Raw genomic sequence first — 19,827 nt, forward strand, 5'->3', positions numbered from 1 at the left:
GGCGTGGCGGCGGTGCGAACCCACCGATCAGTTGCGGTCGGCGCGGGGAGCCGGCGTGCCGGCGCTGGTCGGCTCGGCCGGCAGCGGGTCTTGCGTGGCCGGTTGCTGGTTCTGCCACTGGTCCGTGGACGAGGGCTGGGTCTGCTGCGACTGCGCCTCAGGCGTGGTCTGGTTCTGCTGCGTGGTGGCCGCGTTCGACTGGTCGGCCGGCGTCATGCTCTGGTCGGCAGGCGCCTGCTGCTCGGTCTGCGTGGCGGGGTACTGTTCCTGCGTCGCTTGCGTCGGGGTGGACTCGGTCGAGTTCTCGACCTGCGCATAGGCCAGGCCCAGCACGCTGGCGAAGGCGGTCAGGGCAACGGCACCGGTGACGAGGGATTTGGTCGCGTTCATGTGGTCTCTCCTTTGGGCTTGAGGGGCCGATCGGTGGAGATCGGTTAGGACCTACTTTGGACGGTCGTCGGGGCGTCCGACGTCGTCTGATGGCGCGAGGATTTGTAGGACAAACGGCAAGTTGCACCCCGATACATCCGCGTGTTCATCGGGGCAAACGGCGATCCCCGCGCCGCCGGACGCCCAAAGAAAAACCGGACGGCCCGTGAAGGGCGGTCCGGTGAAGAAGGCGCTGATGGACGCCTTCGGAGACAGGAAACCTCCGAACAATAGGCATTCACCCCGATCGCATAAATGACGCGCAGCGCAACGCACCGTTGTGGGGACCTCAACAATCCCCCCTGGAGCCGGGCATCCCCCGGACCTCCTGGGGTGGACACCCGCTCCAGGGGGTGTTGTGCGTCAATCGCCCAAATTCCCCAGGGCACATTCGGTTACCGCCGGGCGTTTCACAGGCGCCGGCTGTCGGTTTCGTGCGATAGATGTCCGCTTACAAGGTGTGGTTGTCAAAGGATGTCACTGACATGCGTCAAGATCGCGCCCGCCGCGAGCGTTCTGCCCCAACTTTTTCAGCGTGTCACCAGATACTGTTCCCCTAACGGTTTCTTGATGCCGAAAGGGACGGGGACGTCGGAACACGGGACGCGGTCGATCGGCGCCGTTTGAGGGTTCGGCGCCGTTCGTGTTCAGCGGGCCGCGTCGCGGCCGCCTTTCATTGTTTGAGGAGGACCCATGTCTACTGTGCTGACCGACCAGGGCGGCGGATCCGCCGGCTTGAGCTGGCTGGACAAGGAGCGCACCATCGCCGCTCCCGGTTTCAACCGCTGGCTGGTGCCGCCGAGCGCGCTCGCCATCCACCTGTGCATCGGGATGGCCTACGGCTTCTCGGTGTTCTGGCTGCCGCTCTCCAAGATGCTGCAGACCGCCGGCACCGGCGCCGCGTGCGGCAAGGACGTGGGCTTCTTCGCCCAGCTGTTCACCACCCAGTGCGACTGGAGCGTCGCCACGCTGGGCTGGATGTACACGCTGTTCTTCGTGTTCCTGGGCTGCGCCGCCGCGATCTGGGGCGGCTGGCTCGAACGCGCCGGTCCGCGCAAGGCCGGCCTGGTCTCGGCCGTGTGCTGGTGCGGCGGCATGCTGATCTCCGCGATCGGCATCCACACCCACCAGTTCTGGATGATGATCCTGGGCTCCGGCGTGATCGGCGGCATCGGCCTGGGCCTGGGCTACATCTCGCCCGTGTCGACGCTGATCAAGTGGTTCCCGGACCGCCGCGGCATGGCGACCGGCATGGCCATCATGGGCTTCGGCGGCGGCGCGATGATCGGTTCGCCGCTGGCCGTCGAGCTGATGAAGAACTTCGCCACCCCGACCGACGCGGGCGTGATGCAGACCTTCGTCATCATGGCCGTGGTGTACTTCCTGTTCATGGTCGCCGGCGCGCTGGGTTACCGCGTGCCGCCCACCGGCTGGAAGCCCGCGGGCTGGACCCCGCCGGCGGCGCAGGCCGCCAACACCATGATCACGCAGCGCCACGTGCACGTGAAGAAGGTGTGGGGCATCCCGCAGTTCTGGCTGGTCTGGATCGTGTTGTGCATGAACGTGTCCGCCGGCATCGGCGTGATCGGCATGGCCAGCCCGATGCTGCAGGAGATCTTCGGCGGCTCGCTGATCGGCGTGGAAGCCAAGTTCGCCGAGCTCGACAAGACGCAGCTGGCCGCGATCGCCGCGATCGCCGGCGGCTTCACCGCCCTGCTGAGCCTGTTCAACATCGGCGGCCGCTTCGTGTGGGCGTCGCTGTCGGACAAGCTGGGCCGCAAGCTCACCTACACCGTGTTCTTCGTGCTGGGCGGCCTGCTGTACGCCAGCCTGCCGAGCAGCGCGGCCGCGGGTCACAAGCTGGCCTTCGTGGGCGCGGTCTGCATCATCCTGTCGATGTACGGCGGCGGCTTCGCCACCGTGCCGGCCTACCTGGGCGACCTCTTCGGCACGCAGATGGTGGGCGCGATCCACGGCCGCCTGCTGACCGCGTGGGCCACCGCCGGCATCCTCGGCCCGATCGTCGTGAACTACATGCGCGACTACCAGCTGGGCCTGGGCATCCCGCGCGAGCAGGTCTACAACCAGACGATGTACATCCTGGTGGGCATGCTGGTCATCGGCCTGCTGGCCAACCTGGCCATCCGTCCGGTCGCCGACAAGCACTTCATGACCGACGCCGAACTGGCCGTCGAGAAGAAGCTGGCGCACGAGAAGGCCGCCGCCGCCGAAGTGGGCAGCGGCCCGGGCGCCGGCCGCGCCACGCCGACCGCGCTGGTCGCGCTGGCCTGGCTGGCCGTGGGCATCCCGCTGGCCTGGGGCATCTATCGCACGCTGCTGAGCGCGTCGAAGTTCTTCAGCTGAGCCGACGCTCAAACCCCGCCGGCGGCGCGCGAGCGCCTGACCGGCTAGCATGACCCTCGCCCCGGCGGCCGTCCACGACGACCACGGGGCGACTCTGTTTCAAGACCTCGCGTTGGGCGAGGGGCGGACAGGGGAACAACGATTCCGGAGGACTCGATGAGCGACCAGAAGATTCACTTCTACAAGGGCCCGGCGGGCGGCTGGGGCGCGCTGAGAAGTGTCGCCAAGCACCTGCAGCAGCAGGGCGTCGCGATGAAGGGCGCCAAGACGCTGCTGTCGGCCAACCAGCCGGACGGCTTCGACTGCCCCGGCTGCGCGTGGCCCGACCGGGACCACCGCTCGACCTTCGAGTTCTGCGAGAACGGCGCCAAGGCGATCGCCGCGGAGGCGACCGCGCATCGCGCCACGGCCACCGTGCTGGGCGGACACACCGTCAGCGAACTGGCCGAGTGGTCCGACTACGACCTCGAGAACCTCGGCCGCATCACCGAACCGCTGGTCTACGACCGCGCCACGGACCGCTACACGCCGATCGCCTGGGACGACGCCTTCGAGCTGATCGCCGCGCGCCTGAACGCGCTGCAGAGCCCCAACGAGGCGATGTTCTACACCTCGGGCCGCGCCAGCAACGAGGCCGCGTTCCTCTACCAGCTGTTCGTGCGCGAGTTCGGCACCAACAATTTCCCCGACTGCTCGAACATGTGCCACGAGCCCAGCGGCCAGGGCCTGAAGCCGACGATCGGCATCGGCAAGGGCACGGTGACGCTGCACGACTTCGAGCAGGCGGACGCGATCTTCATCTTCGGCCAGAACCCCGGCACGAACCACCCGCGCATGCTCGGCGAACTGCGCGAGGCGTCCAAGCGCGGCTGCAAGATCGTCAGCTTCAACCCGCTGCGCGAGCGCGGCCTGGAGCGCTTCGCCGATCCGCAGGACAAGATGGAGATGGCGACGCTGGGCAGCACGCCCATCTCGACCAACTACTTCCAGCTGCGCATCGGCGGCGACATGGCCGTCATGAAGGCGCTGTGCAAGCGCGTCTTCGAGCTCGACGACGCGGCGGTGGCCGCCGGCGGCGAACGCGTGCTGGACCTGGGCTTCATCGCCGAGCACACCAACGGCATCGAGGAATTCGAGGCCAGCATCCGGGCCGAAAGCTGGGAAGCGCTGGAGGCCGAATCCGGGCTGTCGCAGGAGCAGCTCTGCGCCGCCGGCGACCTCTACGCGCAGGCCAAGCGCGTGATCATCTGCTGGGGCATGGGCATCACGCAGCACCAGCATTCGGTCGCGACGATCCAGCACATCGCGGCGCTGCTGATGCTGCGCGGCAACCTGGGCCGCGAAGGCGCGGGCGCCTGCCCGGTGCGCGGCCACTCCAACGTGCAGGGCGACCGCACGATGGGCATCTACGAGAAGCCGCCCAAGGCGCTGCTGGACCGCCTGGGCCAGGTCTTCGGCTTCGAGCCGCCGCGCGAGAACGGCTACGGCACCGTCGAGTCCATCCAGGCGATGCTCGACGGCAAGGGCAAGGTGTTCTTCGCGCTGGGCGGCAACTTCGCCGCGGCGACGCCGGACACGATCGCGACGTGGAAGGCGCTGCGCGCCACCGACCTGACCGTCCACGTGACGACCAAGTTCAACCGCAGCCACACGATCCACGGCAAGGAGGCGCTGGTGCTGCCCTGCCTGGGCCGCACCGAGATCGACATGCAGGCCACCGGCCCGCAGGGCGTGACGGTGGAAGACTCGATGAGCATGGTCCACATCTCCAGCGGCATGAACGCGCCGGCCTCGGAGCACCTGCTGTCCGAGCCGATGATCGTGGCGCGCCTGGCCGCAGCGACGCTGAAGGGTCGCTCGAAGACGCCGTGGATGTGGCTGGTGGAGGACTACTCGCGCATCCGCGACAAGATCGAAGAGGTCTTCGACGACTTCAAGGGCTTCAACGAGAAGATCAAGACGCCGGGCGGCTTCCGCCTGCGCAACACCGCGTCGGAACGCGTCTGGAACACGCCGACCGGCAAGGCCAACTTCATCGCCTATCAGTTGCCGACGGACACGCCGCTGCACCAGGCGCGCGCGCGGATGCGCGATGAGAAGACGGTAGTCTTCAATCTGGCGACGGTGCGCTCGCACGACCAGTACAACACGACGATCTACGGCATGGACGATCGCTACCGCGGTGTCTGGGGCCATCGTCGCGTGGTGTTCATCAACCGGGAAGACTTGAAGGCGATCGGCATGAAGGCCGGCCAGTGGGTCGACATCACCAGCGTCTACAGCGACGGCGACACGCGTCGCGCGGAGAAGTTCGTGCTCATCGAGTACGACATCCCGCGCGGCTGCCTGGCCAGCTACTTCCCGGAGACCAACGCGCTGGTGCCGCTGAGCAGCGTGTCCATCGGCGCGGGCACGCCGACGTCGAAGTCCATCCCGGTGGTGCTGACGCTGCGCGAGCAGGACGCGCCGCTGCCGCAGGACCAGGCGCGCTCGGTGGCCGGGGCGAACGCCTGAGGCAGTGGCGATGAACCGCGCCGACGCGCTCGCCGCTGAAGTCCACGACGGTCCGGACCGCCAGGTCGAGGACGGGAGCGAGGACGACGGCGACATGGCCGCGCAGGCGCGGTTCGCGCTGGAGACGCTGGCGGAGCTGGATGCCGGCAACGGCGTCTCGCTGCCGCGGCTGGCCAAGCGCACGGGGCTGCGTGTCAGCGTGCTGCTGCGGCTCTATACGCTGATGAGCGATGCGCGCGTCGGCGACCAGCAGGGGCCGGGCTGGGTCCGGTTGCACGTCGATGAGGACGGGCGCTGGATCGCGAGGATCACGCCGGCCGGGCGGGGCGATGGAGAGGCCGATGCCGGCAACGCAGCGAGGCCGGCGCCATGAGCGACACCGTGAACGATGCGCCGAAGGGCGCGACGAATAACGCGCCGAACGACGCGACGAGCGACCCGACCAACGACGCCTGCGCCCTGTCGGACGCGGATGACGACGCGCCGCTGCCGTCCGCATTGATCGCGGTGCGGCCCGAGCGGCTTGGCGCCACGCGCGCGGCGGACGAGGAGTTCGTCGCCGAGGAAGTCCCGATCGCGCTCGAGTACAACGGCCTGTCGCACGCGGTGATGCTGGCGACGCCGCTGGATCTCGAGGACTTCGCGCTCGGCTTCTCGCTGACCGAAGGATTGCTGGCTTCGCCGGCCGACCTGCTCGACGTGGAAGTGCGGACGCGGCCCAACGGCGTCGCGCTGCAGCTGCGCGTCACGGCGCGCTGCGAAGCGCTGCTCAAGGAACGCCGCCGCAGCATGGCCGGCCGCACCGGGTGCGGGCTCTGCGGCACCGACAACCTCGATCAGGTCTTCCGCGTGCCGGATCGGCCGGTGCCGCCGCTGCCGGCCGCCCTCGGCGACACCGCAGCCCTCGTGCCGGCGCTGTCGCGCGCGATGCGCGAGCTGGCCGCGGCACAGCCGCTGCAGCAACGCACCGGCGGCATCCACGCGGCGGCCTGGTGCCGCCCGGATGGCGAAGTCGTCCTCGTGCGCGAAGACGTCGGCCGCCACAACGCGCTCGACAAGCTGATCGGCGCGATGGCCAAAGCCAGCATCGACGCGTCGCAAGGCTTCGCCGCAGTCACCAGCCGAGCCAGCTTCGAGATGGTCCAGAAGGCCGCCATCGCCGGCATGCCAATGCTGGCCGCCGTGAGCGCGCCGACGCACCTGGCAATCAGGACGGCGCAGTCCTGTGGGCTGCGGCTCGCAGGCTTCGTCCGGGAAGGTCGCGCGACGTTGTACGCGTAGGGGCGTTCGGGTGACCGCCCACCTGCGGCTGCCGGGGCGTTGGCCGCCATTGCAGGGGGCCCAGGCGGCAAGCGCCTGAACCCCCAGCAATGCCGTCCCCAGACATCACCGTACTTCCCCGGTTTTGCTACCGAGGACTTCCGGGGGGGGATACCGAGGACTTCAGAACTTGCAGCCCATGCCCAATTGGGCGGTGACGTCGATCTGCGCTGATCCGTCACCCTTGCGGCTCAGCTTCGACGGCATGCGGAAGCGCGCGGCGCACTCGGTGGCATCCAGTCCAAGCCCCCGCAACATCTGCTTCGGGCCCTCCATGCCGATGCTCAGCGCATGATGCGCGCGCTTGGGCGGCGGGCCGATGGGCGCGCCCTCGCGCGGGAGCTCAATGACCTGGATGTCGAGGCTCCGGTTCAGCATCACGTTGGACCTGGCGCCCTCGGGCGCACCGGTGGCGCTGGCTCGGAGCCGGGTCCGCAGAGCCGCGAGCGAGGCCTGCAACGCGAGCGGCTGACGGGCGCGCTCGGCTGAGGTGGCGGCGTCGGAAGCCGATGTCGATACCGGAGTCGGCGGCGGCGCCGAGGCCGCCGGCTCCGCTTCCGGTGCCGCCGTGGCGATGCCCGCGGCACTCACGATGCCAACGGCAGCAGCCACACCGACGAGGGTCCGCCAAGTCCTGCGCGACGAGTGCGCCATGTCGTCCTCCAACCTCCAGCCCGCGAATCCTCACAGTGCGCGGCGGGGCTGAAGCACGGCTGAAGTCGGAGTCGGGACTTTCCCCCGTGGACATGGGGGATCCGGGGAGGCGCGTGCCTACATCCCCTTCGCCACCAGGGGCAAGACCAGTACCCCGCTGCGTTTCGATGACGGTCGACATTACATTATTCATGTCGAGCGACATTGAAATGCTCAAGGAGACGTGAATGAAAGCGCTGATCGCCGCCTACGCCCGTACGCCGTTCCATTTCGCGAAGAAGGGGGCGCTGGCCCAGACGCGGCCCGACGACCTGGCCGCGCAGGCCGTGCGCGGGCTGCTGGCGCGCACCGGCGTGGCCGGCGGCGAGATCGAGGACGTGATCCTCGGCTGCGCCTATCCGGAGGCCGCGCAGGGCAACAACCTGGCGCGCATCGTGGGCCTGCTGGCGGGCCTGCCGCACAGCGTGCCGGGCATGACGGTGAACCGCTTCTGCGGCTCGTCGATGCAGGCGGTGCACATCGCCGCCGCGAACCTGGAGGCCGGCATCGGCGAGGCCTACCTCTGCGTCGGCGTCGAGTCGATGACCTTCGTGCCGCAGGGCGGCTTCAATTTCTCGCCGCATCCGGCGCTGCAGGCCGACACCGACGCGTATATCTCCATGGGCGATACGGCCGAAAACGTCGCCCAGCGCTGGGAGGTGAGCCGCGCGGATCAGGAGGCGTTCGCGCTGGCCTCCCATCGCAAGGCTGCGGCGGCGCGCGCCGACGGGCTGCTGCGCGAGGAGATCGTGCCGGTGGTCAATGCCGCCGGCGAGACGGTCGAGGAGGATGGCTGCATCCGTCCCGGCACGACGCTGGAGGCGCTCGCCTCGTTGAAGCCGGTGTTCCGACCGGACGGCGTGGTCACGGCGGGCACCTCGTCGCCGCTGACCGATGGCGCATCGGTCGTGCTGGTCTGCACCGAGGACTTCGCCCGTCGCCATGGCATCGCGCCGCTGGCGCGCGTCGTCAGCTTCGCCAGCGTCGGCGTCGATCCGGCGGTGATGGGGATCGGTCCCGTGCCCGCGACGCAACTGGCGCTCAAGCGCGCCGGGCTGAGCGTCGACCAGATCGATGTCGTCGAGCTCAACGAGGCCTTCTCCTCGCAGGCGCTGGCCTGCATCCGCGACCTGGGCCTGGACCCGGAACGCGTGAACCTCGACGGCGGCGGCCTGGCCATCGGGCATCCGCTCGGCGCCACCGGCGCGCGCATCACCGGCAAGGCGGCCGCGCTGCTGCAGCGCACCGGCGGTCGTTACGCCGTCGCCACGCAGTGCATCGGCGGTGGGCAGGGCATTGCCACAGTGCTTGAGCGCGTCTGATCCCGGCGTCCTCCCACGCGACAACGCCGCTCATCCCTTCGTTTCCCCGTTTCCCATTCGCCAAGGATTCATCATGGACTTCAAGAACACCGTCGCCTTCGTCACCGGCGCCAATCGCGGTCTGGGCAAGAGCTTCGTCAAGGCGCTGCAGGCCGCCGGCGTGAAGAAGATCTACGCCGCCGCGCGGGATCCGTCGTCGATCGATCTGCCCGGCGTCGTGCCGGTGAAGCTGGACGTGACGAAGCCGGAACAGATCGAGGCCGCCGTGCGAGCCGCCGGCGACGTCACGCTGCTGATCAACAACGCGGGCATCTCGCGCGGCTCGCCGCTGCTGGGCGACAACGCGCTGGCGGCGCTGCGCGACGAGTTCGAGACCAACGTCGTCGGTCCCCTGGAACTGACGCGCGCCTTCGCGCCCGTGCTGAAGGCGCAGGGCGGCGGCGCGGTGGTGAATGTGCTGTCGGTGCTGAGCTGGCTCAACCTCACGGGCGCCGCCACCTACAGCGTGTCGAAGGCGGCGACCTGGTCGGTGACCAACGGCCTGCGCCTGGAGCTGAAGGAGCAGGGCACGTCGGTCGTCGCGCTGCACGTGGGGTTCATGGACACGGACATGACCGCCCGCCTCGACGCGCCGAAGGCCGATCCGCTCGACGTCGCGAAGCAGGTGCTGGACGCGATCGCCGCGGGTCGCGACGAGGTCTACGCCGACGAACTGTCGCGCGGCGTCAAGGCCGGCCTCTCGGCCGACCAGGGCAGCTATCGCGGCGGCGTCTGAACATCGATCGGCAACCGTCCGGTTGCCGTCCCGCCGCCGCGGGCGCCGGCCTCACGGCCAGGCGCGCAGCAGCCAGTCGTTCAGCGTCTTGACGCGGTCCGGGTCAGCGCCGAGCGTGCCCGCCTTCCAGACCGCGTACTGCAGCTTCTGCTCGGCCGTGCTGCGGTAGTCCGTGGACGCCATGACGTAGACGCCGGGTGACTTGAGCGTCAGCGGCTGCTTCGTCCGGTCCAGGCAGAAGCCGAAGCCGGCCGTGGGTTCGGCTTCGCCGAGGTCCATGTTGTTCGGGTCGCAGCGGCGCCAGATCGCTGGATCGGTGACCGTGTAGAGCTGGTTGAACTGCTTGAACGCGCCGTTCAGCAGCTTCAGTGTGAGACCGGCCTGCAGCTTGTCGAGGCGGCGGAACGGCGAGGTCTGCGTCGCCTGCGTGGAGACGGCCTCCATGAAGTTGATCGGGTTCAGGTGCTTGACCACCGCCGCCTTGCTGAAGCGTCCGCGGTTGTTGATGATCGAGCGCGTGTCCGTCGGCACCCACAGCGGGATGCTGTTGTTGACGAACTGCGCCGACTTGATGCGCGCCTGCAGCAGGCGGATGTCGCTCATCAGCGCGGCCGTGGACTGCGCGGGCGTCGCGTCGCCGAGCGTCTGCGACAGCAGCGAGTCGAAGCCGGTCAGATAGGGCCAGTCCACCGAGAAGTTCACCCAGTCGCTCTGCGCGCCGGGATTGAGCGTGACCTGCATCTGGTACCAGGCGTTGGTCCGCGTGTAGGAGCCGAGCTTGTTGCCGGTCTCCCAGGCCAGCAGCCACTCGCGGGTGATCTTGCCGGTGGCGTCGGTGTCCTGCTGATAGACCATGTGCGGCGCCAGGAAGAAGGCGCTGACGGTGTTGAACGGCCAACCGCGTGTCTCGCCCCGGCCGGCCCAGGTCTTGGCGGTCGCGTCGTAGTTGCCGATGAACCAGCGCTGGTCGCCTTCCAGCCCGTAGCGCTGCGCCCATTCCCATTGCTGGACGAGGTTCCACTGCAGCGCGTTGCCGACCACCCGCTCGATGAAGGCGTTGGTCGTGAAGGCGGCGGGCTCCGAGGCGATGCGGGCGGACGAGGCGGACTTCAGCAGTTGCGCGGCGCCGACCTGCGCGCCGTACTGACCCGTGGTCGCGATGTGGTTGCCCCGGCCACCGCCGAGGAAGGCATAGAGCTCGAAGCCGGAGGGCTGGAGCATCGACTGGATCTCGTTGCGCTGCTGCGGGGTCAGGTGGCTCCAGTCGCCGAAGGTGCCGGAGCGGTGCGACTCGAACCAGGCGGCGATCTTCTTCGAGGTGGCCAGCGGATCCAGGCGGCGGTTGTCGGCGGTGAAGGTCGCGCCCTTCTCGAACGACCCGACCGCGTTGGCGCCGGTCGGCCAGATGTCCAGCGGATGCATCGCCGGCAGGTAGGAGTTCCAGTCCGGGAACTGGATCGGCAGCGGGATCTCGCGGGTGTTGAGCGTCGCGTCGGCGTCCATCACCTTGTCCACGTCGGCCTGCGTCAGCGCAAGCGCCGAGCCGTCGAGCGGCTTGCCGAACAGCGCCTTGACCGCGTCCGTCGGCGAGTCGAGGACCGCGTCCAGGCCGGCGCCCGCGGACCACTCCGTGACCGGCCTGCTGTCAAGACCTGGCCCCGGCTGATAGGGCGGATTCCACGGCGCGGCCTGCGCCACATGCGGCATCTCGCGCAGCGCGTAGCGCAGGTAGGCGGCGATCTGGCCGCCTTCGGCTTCGCTCAGGCCGTGGAAGCGCGAGCGCTGGACGATCGCGTTGTTGGAGTAGTTGAAGTACTGCAGGTCGCGGCCGTCCGACGCGTGGCAGGAGGCGCACGCCGCGCGGAGCTGGTGGTTCACCAGCGTCGACTTCATCAGGCGGTTCTCCGCCTTCCACAGCTTCTCGCCGGCGGCGACGTCGGCCGTCAGCGTGCGGCCGGCCACCTTCTCGGCGTTGATGTCGGCACGCGCCACCGCGTTGGTCGCCAGGCTCTGACCCTGCGCATTGCGGAACTGCAGGTCGATGACGCGGTAGCCGTTGGACTCACCGTCGCTGCCGTTGAAGCGGAACTGCACCAGGTTCACGCCGCTGACCAGACGCGCGCGGGTGGCCGCGTCCAGCGTCAGCTTCATGCGGGCGGTGTAGAGGCCGCCGCCGCGCTGCAGGCCGCCCTGCACGCGCTCGGCGTCGGCGAGCGTCATCGTGGCGTCGGTGATGTCGATCCAGGGGATCGCACTCGCGTTCGCTGCCGCGGTGCCACCGAGGATGCGCAGGCTTGCCTTGACCTTGGCGGGCGTCTCGGTCGTGGCCTCGTACTCGGGCGGACCGAAGAAGCCGCAGCGATGGCAACGCAGCCACAGCTCGGTGGCGGCGCCGACGCCGTTCACGTCGAGCGTCAGGTTCGCCGTCGCCACCGTCGGCGCGCTGGGCAGGCCGGGGCCCAGCAGTTCAAGCGGCAGGCTCAGCGGGGTCGTGGCGGTCGGGCCCCCCGAGGTCGGCGGCGCAGGCGCCGGCGCTGGGGCCGGCGAAGGCGCGGGAGCGGGAGAAGGTGCTGGCGCGGTCGGCGTGGTCTGTGGCGGCGGTGCGGGCGGCGCAGGTTCAGGGTCCACCGGCGTGGTCGGCAACATCGGCGTGGACGGGGGCGGCGGGATTTCGGCGGTGGGGTCTCCGCCCGTGCCGCCGCCAGCGCCCGTCCCGCCAGTTCCAGTGCCGGCGCCGCCGCCGGTTCCCGGCTCCGTGGACACCGGTGGATTGGTCTGCGGTTTGGCTTCATCACCGTTTCCGCCGCCGCAGGCGCTCAAGGCCGCGAGCAGGGCAACGGCCAACGCGGCCCGGGTCGATCTGACGGCGGACCGGCGGAGCCATTCAGCGGTGGTGGGACGGGGAGCGAGCGCCATGCGGAATCCTCTCGGCGCTGAGGCCGGCGTGTTCGGTCCCGACGCGCAGGTCGTGCGTCAGGGCAGCGCATTAAAGTGGTCCGCTACTGGGCGCGTCAATCGATCCCGCCCCTCTGACATCGACCGTTACCCGTGTTGCGGAATCCGGCGGAAGGCACGCCACACGCCTACCTCTTGCGGGGGAGGCGAGGGCCCTCGAGAGCAGGTATCGCGCCATGAGAAAAGCCCCGCGGCGCTTGCGCGCCGGCGGGGCTTCGAGAGGGAACGGCGTCGCCGTCAGCCGACCAGACCCAAGGCCCTCGGCAGCGCCAGCGACAGCGTCGGCCAGTAGGTGACCACCATCAGGAAGCCCAGCATCGTGAGCAGCCATGGCCACACGGCGACGGTGAGTTCGGTGATCCCCATCTTCGTGATCCCCGAGGCCACGTAGAGGTTCAAGCCCACCGGCGGGTGGCAGAGGCCGACCTCCATGTTCACCGCCATCAGGATGCCCAGGTGCACCGGATCGACGCCCAGCTTGGCCGCCACCGGGAACAGGATGGGCGCCATGATCAGCACGATCGCGGCGGGGTCCATGAAGTTGCCCGCGCCCAGCAGGATCAGGTTGACCAGCAGCAGGAAGACGAACAGACCGAAGCCCTGCGCCGACATCCACGCGGCCATCGTCTGCGGGATCTGCTCCGACGCCATCAGGAAGCTGAACAGCACCGCGTTGGTGATGATGTAGAGCAGCATCGAGCTCATCGCCGCGGCCTTCAGCAGCACCTTGGGCACGTCCTTCAAGCCCATGTCCTTGTAGACGAAGACCGAGATGATGAAGGCGTAGACGGCGGCCACGGCGGCGGCCTCGGTCGGCGTGAACTTGCCGCTGTAGATGCCGCCGATGACGACGACGATCAGCATCAGGCCCCAGAAGCTGTCGCGGAAGGCCTTGAAGCGTTCGCCCCAGGTGGCCTTGACCATGCGCGGGTAGTCGTACTTCTTGGCGCGGTACCAGGTCGTGATGCCCAGCAGGATCGACAGGCACACGCCCGGCACGACGCCGGCCATGAACAACTGGCCGACGGACGCGGTGCCGACGACCTCGCCGTGCGGGCCCGTGGCCGACATGCCGGCCGTGGCGATCGAGAACATCACCAGGTTGATCGACGGCGGGAACAGGATGCCCAGCGCGCCGGAGGTCGTGATCACCCCGGCCCCGAACTGCTTCGGGTAGCCCTGCTTGGTCATCGCCGGCAGGATGATGGAGCCGACCGCGACGACCGTCGCCACCGACGAGCCCGAGATCGCCGCGAACATCGCGCAGGCCAGCACGCCGGCCAGGCCGAGCCCGCCGTACCAGTGGCCGATCATGGTCGTGGCGAAGTGGATGATCCGCCGCGCCACCCCGCCGTGCGTCAGGAAGTTGCCCGCCAGGATGAAGAACGGGACGGCCATGATCTCGAACTTCTCGATGCCGGTGAACAGCTTGAGCGCGACCGATTCGATCGGCACGTTCGTCATCGTGAAGAGGTAGGTCAGGACCGTCAGGCCCAGCGAGATCGAGATCGGCATGCCGGTGAGCATCAGCACCACCAGCAGCGAGAAGATGATCAGCGTGTTCATGCGCGGTCTCCCTTCGAAGCTTCCTCGGCCGTCTTGGCCGAGCCCACCGCGGCGACGTCGTCCTCGATGCCTTCGACGTGGCCGTGGTCCGCATGCGGCGCTTCACCGGTGCGGATGAAGGTCCAGCACACCTGCAGGAAGCGGAAGCACATCAGGTAGGACCCCAGCGGCACGCAGGAGTAGGCGATCCAGGTCGGGATCTCCAGGTCGGGCGAGGTCGGGCCTTCGAAGAGGTCGGGGTTCTCGATGCCCAGCGCGTGCGTGAAGGCGTAGTGCGCGCCGTTCTCCCACACGAAGGTCGCGCCCAGCGTGCCCACTGTCGCGGTGAAGAGCGCGCCGGCCAGCAGGCTGAAGATCACGAGGTACTTCGCATGCCCGGGCTTGAGCTTGCGCACCACCACGTCGACCCCGACGTGCGTCCCGGCGCGAACGCCGTAGGCGGCGCCGAACTTGGCCATCCACACGAACATGTAGATGCACAGTTCCTGCGCCCAGCTCACGTCGATGCGGATGACGAAGTCCTGCACCGCCGGCACGCCGGCCAGGAAGCGGTGCAGCACGGCCATCGCGATCACCAGCGTCGCGGCGCCCATGAGGAACGCGATCAGCGTTTCCTCCAATCGATCCAACCATCTCAGGGACATGGCGATCTCCTTCAGACAAAGAAAAGCCGCGCCGCCCTAGGCAGGGGCGCGGCACTGGACGCCGCCGCAGGCGGGCGGACCGATCAAGCGGAGCCCGGAGAACTGGCTCCGCCAGGCTCCTGGGCTCGCCCCCTTGAGGGGGCCGGCGTGAGCCGGTAGGGGGTGGGCCTTACTTCGTCGGGGGGACGAAACCGGCGGCTTTGTAGGCCGCCTCGACGGTGGCCTTGCCCACGCGCGACTCCATCTCCTTGTGGACCGGCATCAGCGCCAGCTTCCACTCGTTCACTTCCGCCGGCGTCAGCGTGTAGATGGTCGTCTTGCCGCTGGCCTTGATCTTCTCGAAGGCCTGCTGGTTTTCGGTCTGCGCGATCGCGTTGGCGTAGGTGGTCGCGTCCTTGACGCTGCTGTCGACCACCGCCTTCAGGTCGGCCGGCAGGCCGTCGTAGAACTTCTTGTTGATGATCAGCGCGTAGGCCAGGTGGCCGTGGTTGCTGATCGTCGTGTGCTTCTGCACCTCGTAGGTCTTCTGCGTGTAGAAGTTGGACGGCACGCCTTCGGTGCCGTCGACCACGCCGGACTGCAGCGCCTGGTACAGCTCGGAGAAGGCCATCACCTGCGGGATCGCGCCCAGCGCGCGCATCTGCGCGTCCAGCACCTTGGAGGACTGGATGCGCATCTTCAGGCCCTTGAAGTCCGCCACATGGTGCAGCGGCTTGTTGGCGCTCATGATGTGGAAGCCGTTGTCCCAGAAGGCCAGGCCCTTGATGCCCTTGGGTTCGAGCTTCTTGAACAGCTCCATGCCCAGCGTGTTGGTCGTGTTGCGGAACGAGGCGTCGTCCTTGAACAGGAAGGGCAGGTCGAAGACCTCGAACTCCTTGACGCCCAGCGGGCCGAACTTGGCCAGCGACGGGGCCAGCATCTGGACCGAGCCCAGCTGCAGCGCCTCGAGCTCTTCCTTGTCCTTGTAGAGCTGGCTGTTGGGGTAGACCTCGACCTTCAGCCGGGCCTTGCTGCGTTCCTCGGCGAGTTCCTTGAAGCGCTGCGCGCCCTTGCCCTTGGGGGTGTCGGGGGCGACGACGTGGCTCAGCTTGATCACGATCGGCGCCTGGGCGAAGGCGGTCGCGGCGGTGCCGAGGCCGGCACACAGGCCGACGGTGGCGAGGGCGGCCGACAGCAGCAGGCGGCGGGGGAAATTGGCGGACATGCGGTCTCCTGGTGTTCTTCGGAATCCGCCGACCAGGTGCAGTGACGAAGGCGCAGTGACGACCTGTCGCGGAATGTGGCGGATTGTGGAAATCCGGTCCCCGCGCCGCCAGTTGTGGACTTCCACATTGGGGAAACACGCAGCGCACAGGGCCCGGCGTGCGCTCTGCGAAGCGCCTAGACTGCCGCCATGGCCGTGTCCCGACGTCTCCTCCAGCTGTTCAAACGCGCGAGCTGGGCCCTGCCGCTGCTGCTGGCGGTGGCCTTCGCCGCGTCGGTCGGCGTGTGGCTGCGGCTGAGCGACATGCGCGACCTGGAGGAGGAGCGGCTCACGCTGATCGCCGATTCGCTGTCGCTGGAGGCGCGCATCTCCGACTGGCTCAATGCGGAGCATGCCGCGGTGGACCGGCTCGCGCAGCAGCTGCCGGGGAACGTCGACGACCACATGCTGCTGAACCATCGCGCGGTCGCCGAAGGCCTGAGGCGGCTGTGGGTCAGCGTCACGGTGCTGGACGGCAACAACCGCGTCATCGCGCATGTGCCGCAGCAGATGCCGCAGGCGGTGGCGCCGTCGAGGGAGCGCAGTGGCGTGAGCCTGGACGAAGGCGGCCTGACCGCGCACTGGAGCTCGCCGCGGCCGCAGGGCGGCCGGCTGGTCGTGCGCTTCGCGCCGAGCGCGCTGCTGCGGCAGACGCTGCCGTGGTGGCTCTCGCAGAAATACGACGTGCGGCTGGTCGATGGACTCGGGCAGCGGCTCGCGCAGACGGGCGACGCGCTCGCGCTGCCCGACACGCAGAGCTACCGCGTCAGCGTCGATCCGGCGATGCGCGAGACCTGGCTCGAGCTCAACACCCGCGTGCCGCATCGCCCGTGGTGGTACACGCTGGCGGCGGGGTTGATGGGCGTGTTCCTGCTGCTGTCGGCGCTGGCCAGCGGGATGCTGCGCCGGCAGATGCGCGAGGTGCGGCGCGCCGAAGGCGAGGCACGCACCGAGGCGGCGTGGCGCCGCGCGGTCGAGGATTCGTTGACGGTGGGCCTGCGCGGTCGCGATCTGGATGGCCGGGTGACGCATCTGAACCGCGCGTTCTGCGATCTGGTGGGCTACAGCGCCGAGGAGCTGCTCGGCAGCCTGCCGCCGATGCCCTACTGGCTGCCCGACGAGATGGAAGACAGCCTGCGCCGCCACCAGCGCAACATGGCCGGCGGCGCGCCGCGCGAGGGTTACGAGGCGCGCTGGATGCACCGCGAGGGCCACGTGCTGGACGTGATGATCTTCGAGGCGCCGCTGGTCGACGCGAACGGCGTGCAGATCGGCTGGATGGGGTCCATCGTCGACATCAGCGCGCGCAAGCAGACGGAAGAGCGCGACCGGCGTCGCACCGAGGCGCTCGCGCATCAGGCGCGGCTGAGCACGCTGGGCGAGGTGGCGTCGGCGCTGGCGCATCAGCTGAACCAGCCGCTCGCGGCGATCGCCGGCTACAACGCCGGCGCCTTGCGCTCGCTGGAGCGCGCCGGCCAGGCCGACGAGATCGTGCTGGAGGCGCTGCGACGACTCGGCGAGCAGGCGCAGGAGGCGGGGCGCATCGTGCAGCGCATCCGTGCCTTCGTGACGCGGCGCGCGCCGCAGCCGGAGCGCTGCGCGGTGCCGGACCTCGCGGCGCGGGTGCTGGCGCTGCTCAAGCGCGACCTGCGCGGCGTGCTCATCGATGTGACGATGCCGCCCGGTCTGCCGGACGTGCAGGCCGACGCGGTGCTGATCGAGCAGGTGCTGATCAACCTGGTCCGCAATGCGCTCGACGAGTTGCACGGCCGGCCGGGCGCGCAGGTGCGCATCGCCGCGCAGCGCGTCGGCGAGCGCTTCGTGCGGGTCGATGTCGACGACAACGGCCCCGGCCTCCAGGGGCGCGGCATCGATCAACTGACGACCGCGTTCTATTCGACGAAGTCCGAGGGCATGGGTATGGGGCTGGCGATCTGCCGTTCGGTGATCGAGGCGCACCACGGCGGCATGGAAGCCGGCGCGAGCGCGCTCGGCGGCGCGAGGATCAGCTTCACGCTGCCGCTGTGCCCGGGGCAGGGCGCGTGCGACGGCAGCGAGATCGCCGGCGGCAGCGGCGCCGGCGCCGGCATGGGTGTTGGGGCTGACATTGACCGCGGCATCGGACAACACAAGGAGGGCGCGCGATGAGCGACCCACAGGCGACGGTCCACCTGGTGGACGACGAGGCGGCGGTGCGCGACGCGCTGGCCTTCCTGATGCGCACGCACGGGTTGCGGGTGGAGCCGCACGCGAGCGGTCCGGCGCTGTTCGAGGCGCTCGATCGCGCGATCGAGCCGCACGGCTGCATCGTGCTGGACGTGCGGATGGAGCCGCTGTCCGGCCTTCAGGTGCACGATGAGCTGATCGCGCGCGGCGTGCCGCTGCCGGTGATCTTCCTGAGCGGTCACGGCGACATTCCGATGGCGGTGGACGCGATGCAGAAGGGCGCGCTCGACTTCGTCGAGAAGCCGTTCAACGACCAGGCGCTGGTCAACAAGGTGCAGCGCGCGATCGCGACGGACATCCACCGCTGGCGCGAGTCCCGCGTCCACGCGGACGTGGCCGGCAAGCTCGCCAGCCTGACCGACCGCGAACGCGAGGTCGCGGTGCTGGTGGCGGCCGGCAAGCTCAACAAGCAGGTCGCCGACGAACTGGGCATCGCGATCCGCACGGTGGAGGTCCACCGCGCGAGAGCATTCACGAAGCTCGGCCTGCGCTCCGCGGCGGAGCTGGCGACGATGCTGGAGCGGTTTGAGGTGAAAGGCGGTTCAGGCCGCCCGGATCACCAGTGACACGTTGCTGCCACCGAACGCGAACGAGTTGCTGACCATGGCCTTCGACGGATCGAAGGCTCGCGGTTCGCGGATCACGTCGGCGACTTCCTCGAGCACGCTCGTGCTGACGTGCGCGCTCGGCGGGAGCTGACCGCGACGCATCGCCTGGACGCAGGCGACCAGTTCCAGCGCACCGCCGGCGCCGATCAGGTGGCCGTGCAGCGCCTTGGTCGCGCTGACCGGCACGCCGCGCACGCCGAAGACGCGCGACAGCGACTCGGCCTCGACCGTGTCGCCGACGTCCGTCGCCGTGCCGTGCGCATTCACGTAACCGACCTGCGAGGCCTCGATCCCCGCATCGGCCAGCGCGGCGCGCAGCGCGCGCTCCTGGCCGTCGGCGTCGGGCCGCGACAGGTGGACCGCGTCGACGCTATGCCCGTAGCCGGCCAGCACGGCAAGCGCCGACGCGCCGCGTGCGCGGGCGTGGCTCGCCGTCTCCAGCACCAGCGCCGCCGCGCCCTCGCCCAGCACCAGGCCCTTGCGCGCATCGTCGAACGGCCGGCAACTGCGCGACGGATCCTCCGGATCCGCCGGCGCCATCACGCCCATCGCCTGCCACGCGGCCACCGAGCCCGGGTTCAGCATCGCCTCCGAGCCCCCCACCAGCGCCACATCCGCGCGGCCCTGGCGCAGCAGCATCAGCGCCTCGCCGATCGCCTGCGCCGACGAGGCGCAGGCGTTGGAGATCGTCAGCATCGCCGCCTTCAGCCCGTACTTCATCGCCAGGTGCGACGCGGCCGAGTTGCTCATCACCCGCACCACCGTGTACGGATGGATGCGCGGCGTCTCCTTCGTCAGATGCTCGGCGTACGACTGCTGCAGCGCGTTCGATCCGCCCAGGCCCGTGCCCCAGGCCACCGCCGCCCGCTCCGGCGTCGCCGACGTCGCCGGCAGGCCGGACTGCGTCCAGGCCTCTCGCGCCGCGTGCAGCGCCATCAGGCTGTGCCGGTCGTGCAGGTTGCGCTGCGCCGGCGGCATGTCCTGCCCCAGCGGCTGCGTCACCGCCGCCGCCGCGAACGGCGCCACGCCGCGCGTCGGTTCTCCCGGCTGCAGCGTGATCCCCGACCGCCCCTGCGCCAGTGCCTCCGCCAGCGAGTCCGCGTCCGGGCCGAGCGCGCTGCAGGCGCCGATGCCGGTGATCCATACCGCTTCCGGGCTCATGCCGGCA

The 19,827-nt window shown here is 69.4% G+C and carries 15 protein-coding genes; 8 read left to right on the forward strand and 7 right to left on the reverse strand.

Translation table 11 applies throughout. The annotated features are described in order from the left end of the window. Positions 1 to 27: 27 nt before the first annotated feature. Positions 28 to 390: a RodZ family helix-turn-helix domain-containing protein gene (locus AC1VNM_RS26075; protein WP_377157700.1), complete on the reverse strand. Its 363-nt coding sequence runs from the start codon at positions 388 to 390 to the stop codon at positions 28 to 30. Positions 391 to 1,122: 732 nt separating this feature from the next. Here AC1VNM_RS26075 and AC1VNM_RS26080 point away from each other — a divergent pair. From AC1VNM_RS26080 to fdhD, 4 genes are all read left to right on the forward strand, one after another. Then, positions 1,123 to 2,793 carry an OFA family MFS transporter gene (locus tag AC1VNM_RS26080; RefSeq protein WP_483108839.1) on the forward strand — a complete coding sequence of 557 codons (1,671 nt, stop codon included), beginning with the start codon at positions 1,123 to 1,125 and terminating at the stop codon, positions 2,791 to 2,793. A gap of 156 nt (positions 2,794 to 2,949) precedes the next feature. Then, positions 2,950 to 5,307: an FdhF/YdeP family oxidoreductase gene (locus tag AC1VNM_RS26085; protein ID WP_483108840.1), complete on the forward strand. Its 2,358-nt coding sequence runs from the start codon at positions 2,950 to 2,952 to the stop codon at positions 5,305 to 5,307. 10 nt (positions 5,308 to 5,317) lie between these two features. Further along, positions 5,318 to 5,680: a hypothetical protein gene (locus AC1VNM_RS26090; protein WP_483108841.1), complete on the forward strand. Its 363-nt coding sequence runs from the start codon at positions 5,318 to 5,320 to the stop codon at positions 5,678 to 5,680. After that, positions 5,677 to 6,588, forward strand: a complete 912-nt coding sequence (gene fdhD, locus AC1VNM_RS26095; RefSeq protein ID WP_483108842.1) for a formate dehydrogenase accessory sulfurtransferase FdhD — start codon at positions 5,677 to 5,679, stop codon at positions 6,586 to 6,588. The genes AC1VNM_RS26090 and fdhD overlap by 4 nt, the downstream gene beginning before the upstream one ends. 162 nt (positions 6,589 to 6,750) lie before the next feature. Here fdhD and AC1VNM_RS26100 read toward each other — a convergent pair whose 3' ends face one another. After that, positions 6,751 to 7,281, reverse strand: a complete 531-nt coding sequence (locus AC1VNM_RS26100) for a hypothetical protein (protein WP_483108843.1) — start codon at positions 7,279 to 7,281, stop codon at positions 6,751 to 6,753. Between the two features lie 227 nt (positions 7,282 to 7,508). Between AC1VNM_RS26100 and AC1VNM_RS26105 the strand changes: the two genes are divergently transcribed. Both AC1VNM_RS26105 and AC1VNM_RS26110 read left to right on the forward strand, forming a co-directional pair. Beyond that, a complete protein-coding gene (locus AC1VNM_RS26105) occupies positions 7,509 to 8,642 on the forward strand; it encodes a thiolase family protein (protein ID WP_483108844.1) in 1,134 nt (377 codons plus the stop codon). 73 nt (positions 8,643 to 8,715) lie between these two features. Then, entirely contained in the window at positions 8,716 to 9,417 is a 702-nt protein-coding gene (locus AC1VNM_RS26110) for an SDR family oxidoreductase (RefSeq protein WP_483108845.1), read from the forward strand. Between the two features lie 51 nt (positions 9,418 to 9,468). Here the strand turns inward: AC1VNM_RS26110 and AC1VNM_RS26115 are convergent, their stop codons facing one another. The 4 genes from AC1VNM_RS26115 to AC1VNM_RS26130 form a co-directional block, all read right to left on the reverse strand. Further along, the gene (locus AC1VNM_RS26115) at positions 9,469 to 12,333 is read right to left on the reverse strand and encodes a hypothetical protein (RefSeq protein ID WP_483108846.1); all 2,865 of its coding nucleotides are present in this window, start codon (positions 12,331 to 12,333) and stop codon (positions 9,469 to 9,471) included. Between the two features lie 276 nt (positions 12,334 to 12,609). Beyond that, positions 12,610 to 13,938, reverse strand: a complete 1,329-nt coding sequence (locus tag AC1VNM_RS26120; RefSeq protein WP_088404913.1) for a TRAP transporter large permease — start codon at positions 13,936 to 13,938, stop codon at positions 12,610 to 12,612. After that, entirely contained in the window at positions 13,935 to 14,576 is a 642-nt protein-coding gene (locus AC1VNM_RS26125; protein WP_483109335.1) for a TRAP transporter small permease, read from the reverse strand. Before AC1VNM_RS26125 ends, AC1VNM_RS26120 begins: the two co-directional genes overlap by 4 nt. Before the next feature lie 175 nt (positions 14,577 to 14,751). Then, complete coding sequence (locus tag AC1VNM_RS26130; RefSeq protein WP_483108847.1) at positions 14,752 to 15,786, reverse strand: TRAP transporter substrate-binding protein; 1,035 nt, start codon at positions 15,784 to 15,786, stop codon at positions 14,752 to 14,754. A 189-nt stretch (positions 15,787 to 15,975) separates the two neighbouring features. On the opposite strand from AC1VNM_RS26130, the gene AC1VNM_RS26135 reads away from it, so the two are divergent. Then, on the forward strand, positions 15,976 to 17,973 hold the full coding sequence (locus AC1VNM_RS26135; RefSeq protein WP_483108848.1) for a PAS domain S-box protein: 1,998 nt from the start codon (positions 15,976 to 15,978) through the stop codon (positions 17,971 to 17,973). Then, positions 17,970 to 18,617, forward strand: coding sequence for a response regulator transcription factor (locus tag AC1VNM_RS26140; RefSeq protein WP_421037530.1), 648 nt, complete (start codon positions 17,970 to 17,972; stop codon positions 18,615 to 18,617). Before AC1VNM_RS26135 ends, AC1VNM_RS26140 begins: the two co-directional genes overlap by 4 nt. Here AC1VNM_RS26140 and AC1VNM_RS26145 read toward each other — a convergent pair. Further along, positions 18,594 to 19,820 (reverse strand): beta-ketoacyl-[acyl-carrier-protein] synthase family protein, encoded by a 1,227-nt coding sequence (locus AC1VNM_RS26145; RefSeq protein WP_483108849.1) that lies wholly within the window; start codon positions 19,818 to 19,820, stop codon positions 18,594 to 18,596. The two genes, AC1VNM_RS26140 and AC1VNM_RS26145, sit on opposite strands and share 24 nt — an antisense overlap. Positions 19,821 to 19,827: the final 7 nt, after the last annotated feature.

The sequence above is a fragment of the Mitsuaria sp. MSU3D genome (assembly GCF_056867975.1).

Bases quoted from the DNA above. Each gene is read 5' to 3' on its own strand.
- AC1VNM_RS26075 (WP_377157700.1), bottom strand. From the start codon at position 390: ATGAACGCGACCAAATCCCTCGTCACCGGTGCCGTTGCCCTGACCGCC.
- AC1VNM_RS26080 (WP_483108839.1), top strand. From the start codon at position 1,123: ATGTCTACTGTGCTGACCGACCAGGGCGGCGGATCCGCCGGCTTGAGC.
- AC1VNM_RS26085 (WP_483108840.1), top strand. From the start codon at position 2,950: ATGAGCGACCAGAAGATTCACTTCTACAAGGGCCCGGCGGGCGGCTGG.
- AC1VNM_RS26090 (WP_483108841.1), top strand. From the start codon at position 5,318: ATGAACCGCGCCGACGCGCTCGCCGCTGAAGTCCACGACGGTCCGGAC.
- fdhD (WP_483108842.1), top strand. From the start codon at position 5,677: ATGAGCGACACCGTGAACGATGCGCCGAAGGGCGCGACGAATAACGCG.
- AC1VNM_RS26100 (WP_483108843.1), bottom strand. From the start codon at position 7,281: ATGGCGCACTCGTCGCGCAGGACTTGGCGGACCCTCGTCGGTGTGGCT.
- AC1VNM_RS26105 (WP_483108844.1), top strand. From the start codon at position 7,509: ATGAAAGCGCTGATCGCCGCCTACGCCCGTACGCCGTTCCATTTCGCG.
- AC1VNM_RS26110 (WP_483108845.1), top strand. From the start codon at position 8,716: ATGGACTTCAAGAACACCGTCGCCTTCGTCACCGGCGCCAATCGCGGT.
- AC1VNM_RS26115 (WP_483108846.1), bottom strand. From the start codon at position 12,333: ATGGCGCTCGCTCCCCGTCCCACCACCGCTGAATGGCTCCGCCGGTCC.
- AC1VNM_RS26120 (WP_088404913.1), bottom strand. From the start codon at position 13,938: ATGAACACGCTGATCATCTTCTCGCTGCTGGTGGTGCTGATGCTCACC.
- AC1VNM_RS26130 (WP_483108847.1), bottom strand. From the start codon at position 15,786: ATGTCCGCCAATTTCCCCCGCCGCCTGCTGCTGTCGGCCGCCCTCGCC.
- AC1VNM_RS26135 (WP_483108848.1), top strand. From the start codon at position 15,976: ATGGCCGTGTCCCGACGTCTCCTCCAGCTGTTCAAACGCGCGAGCTGG.
- AC1VNM_RS26140 (WP_421037530.1), top strand. From the start codon at position 17,970: ATGAGCGACCCACAGGCGACGGTCCACCTGGTGGACGACGAGGCGGCG.
- AC1VNM_RS26145 (WP_483108849.1), bottom strand. From the start codon at position 19,820: ATGAGCCCGGAAGCGGTATGGATCACCGGCATCGGCGCCTGCAGCGCG.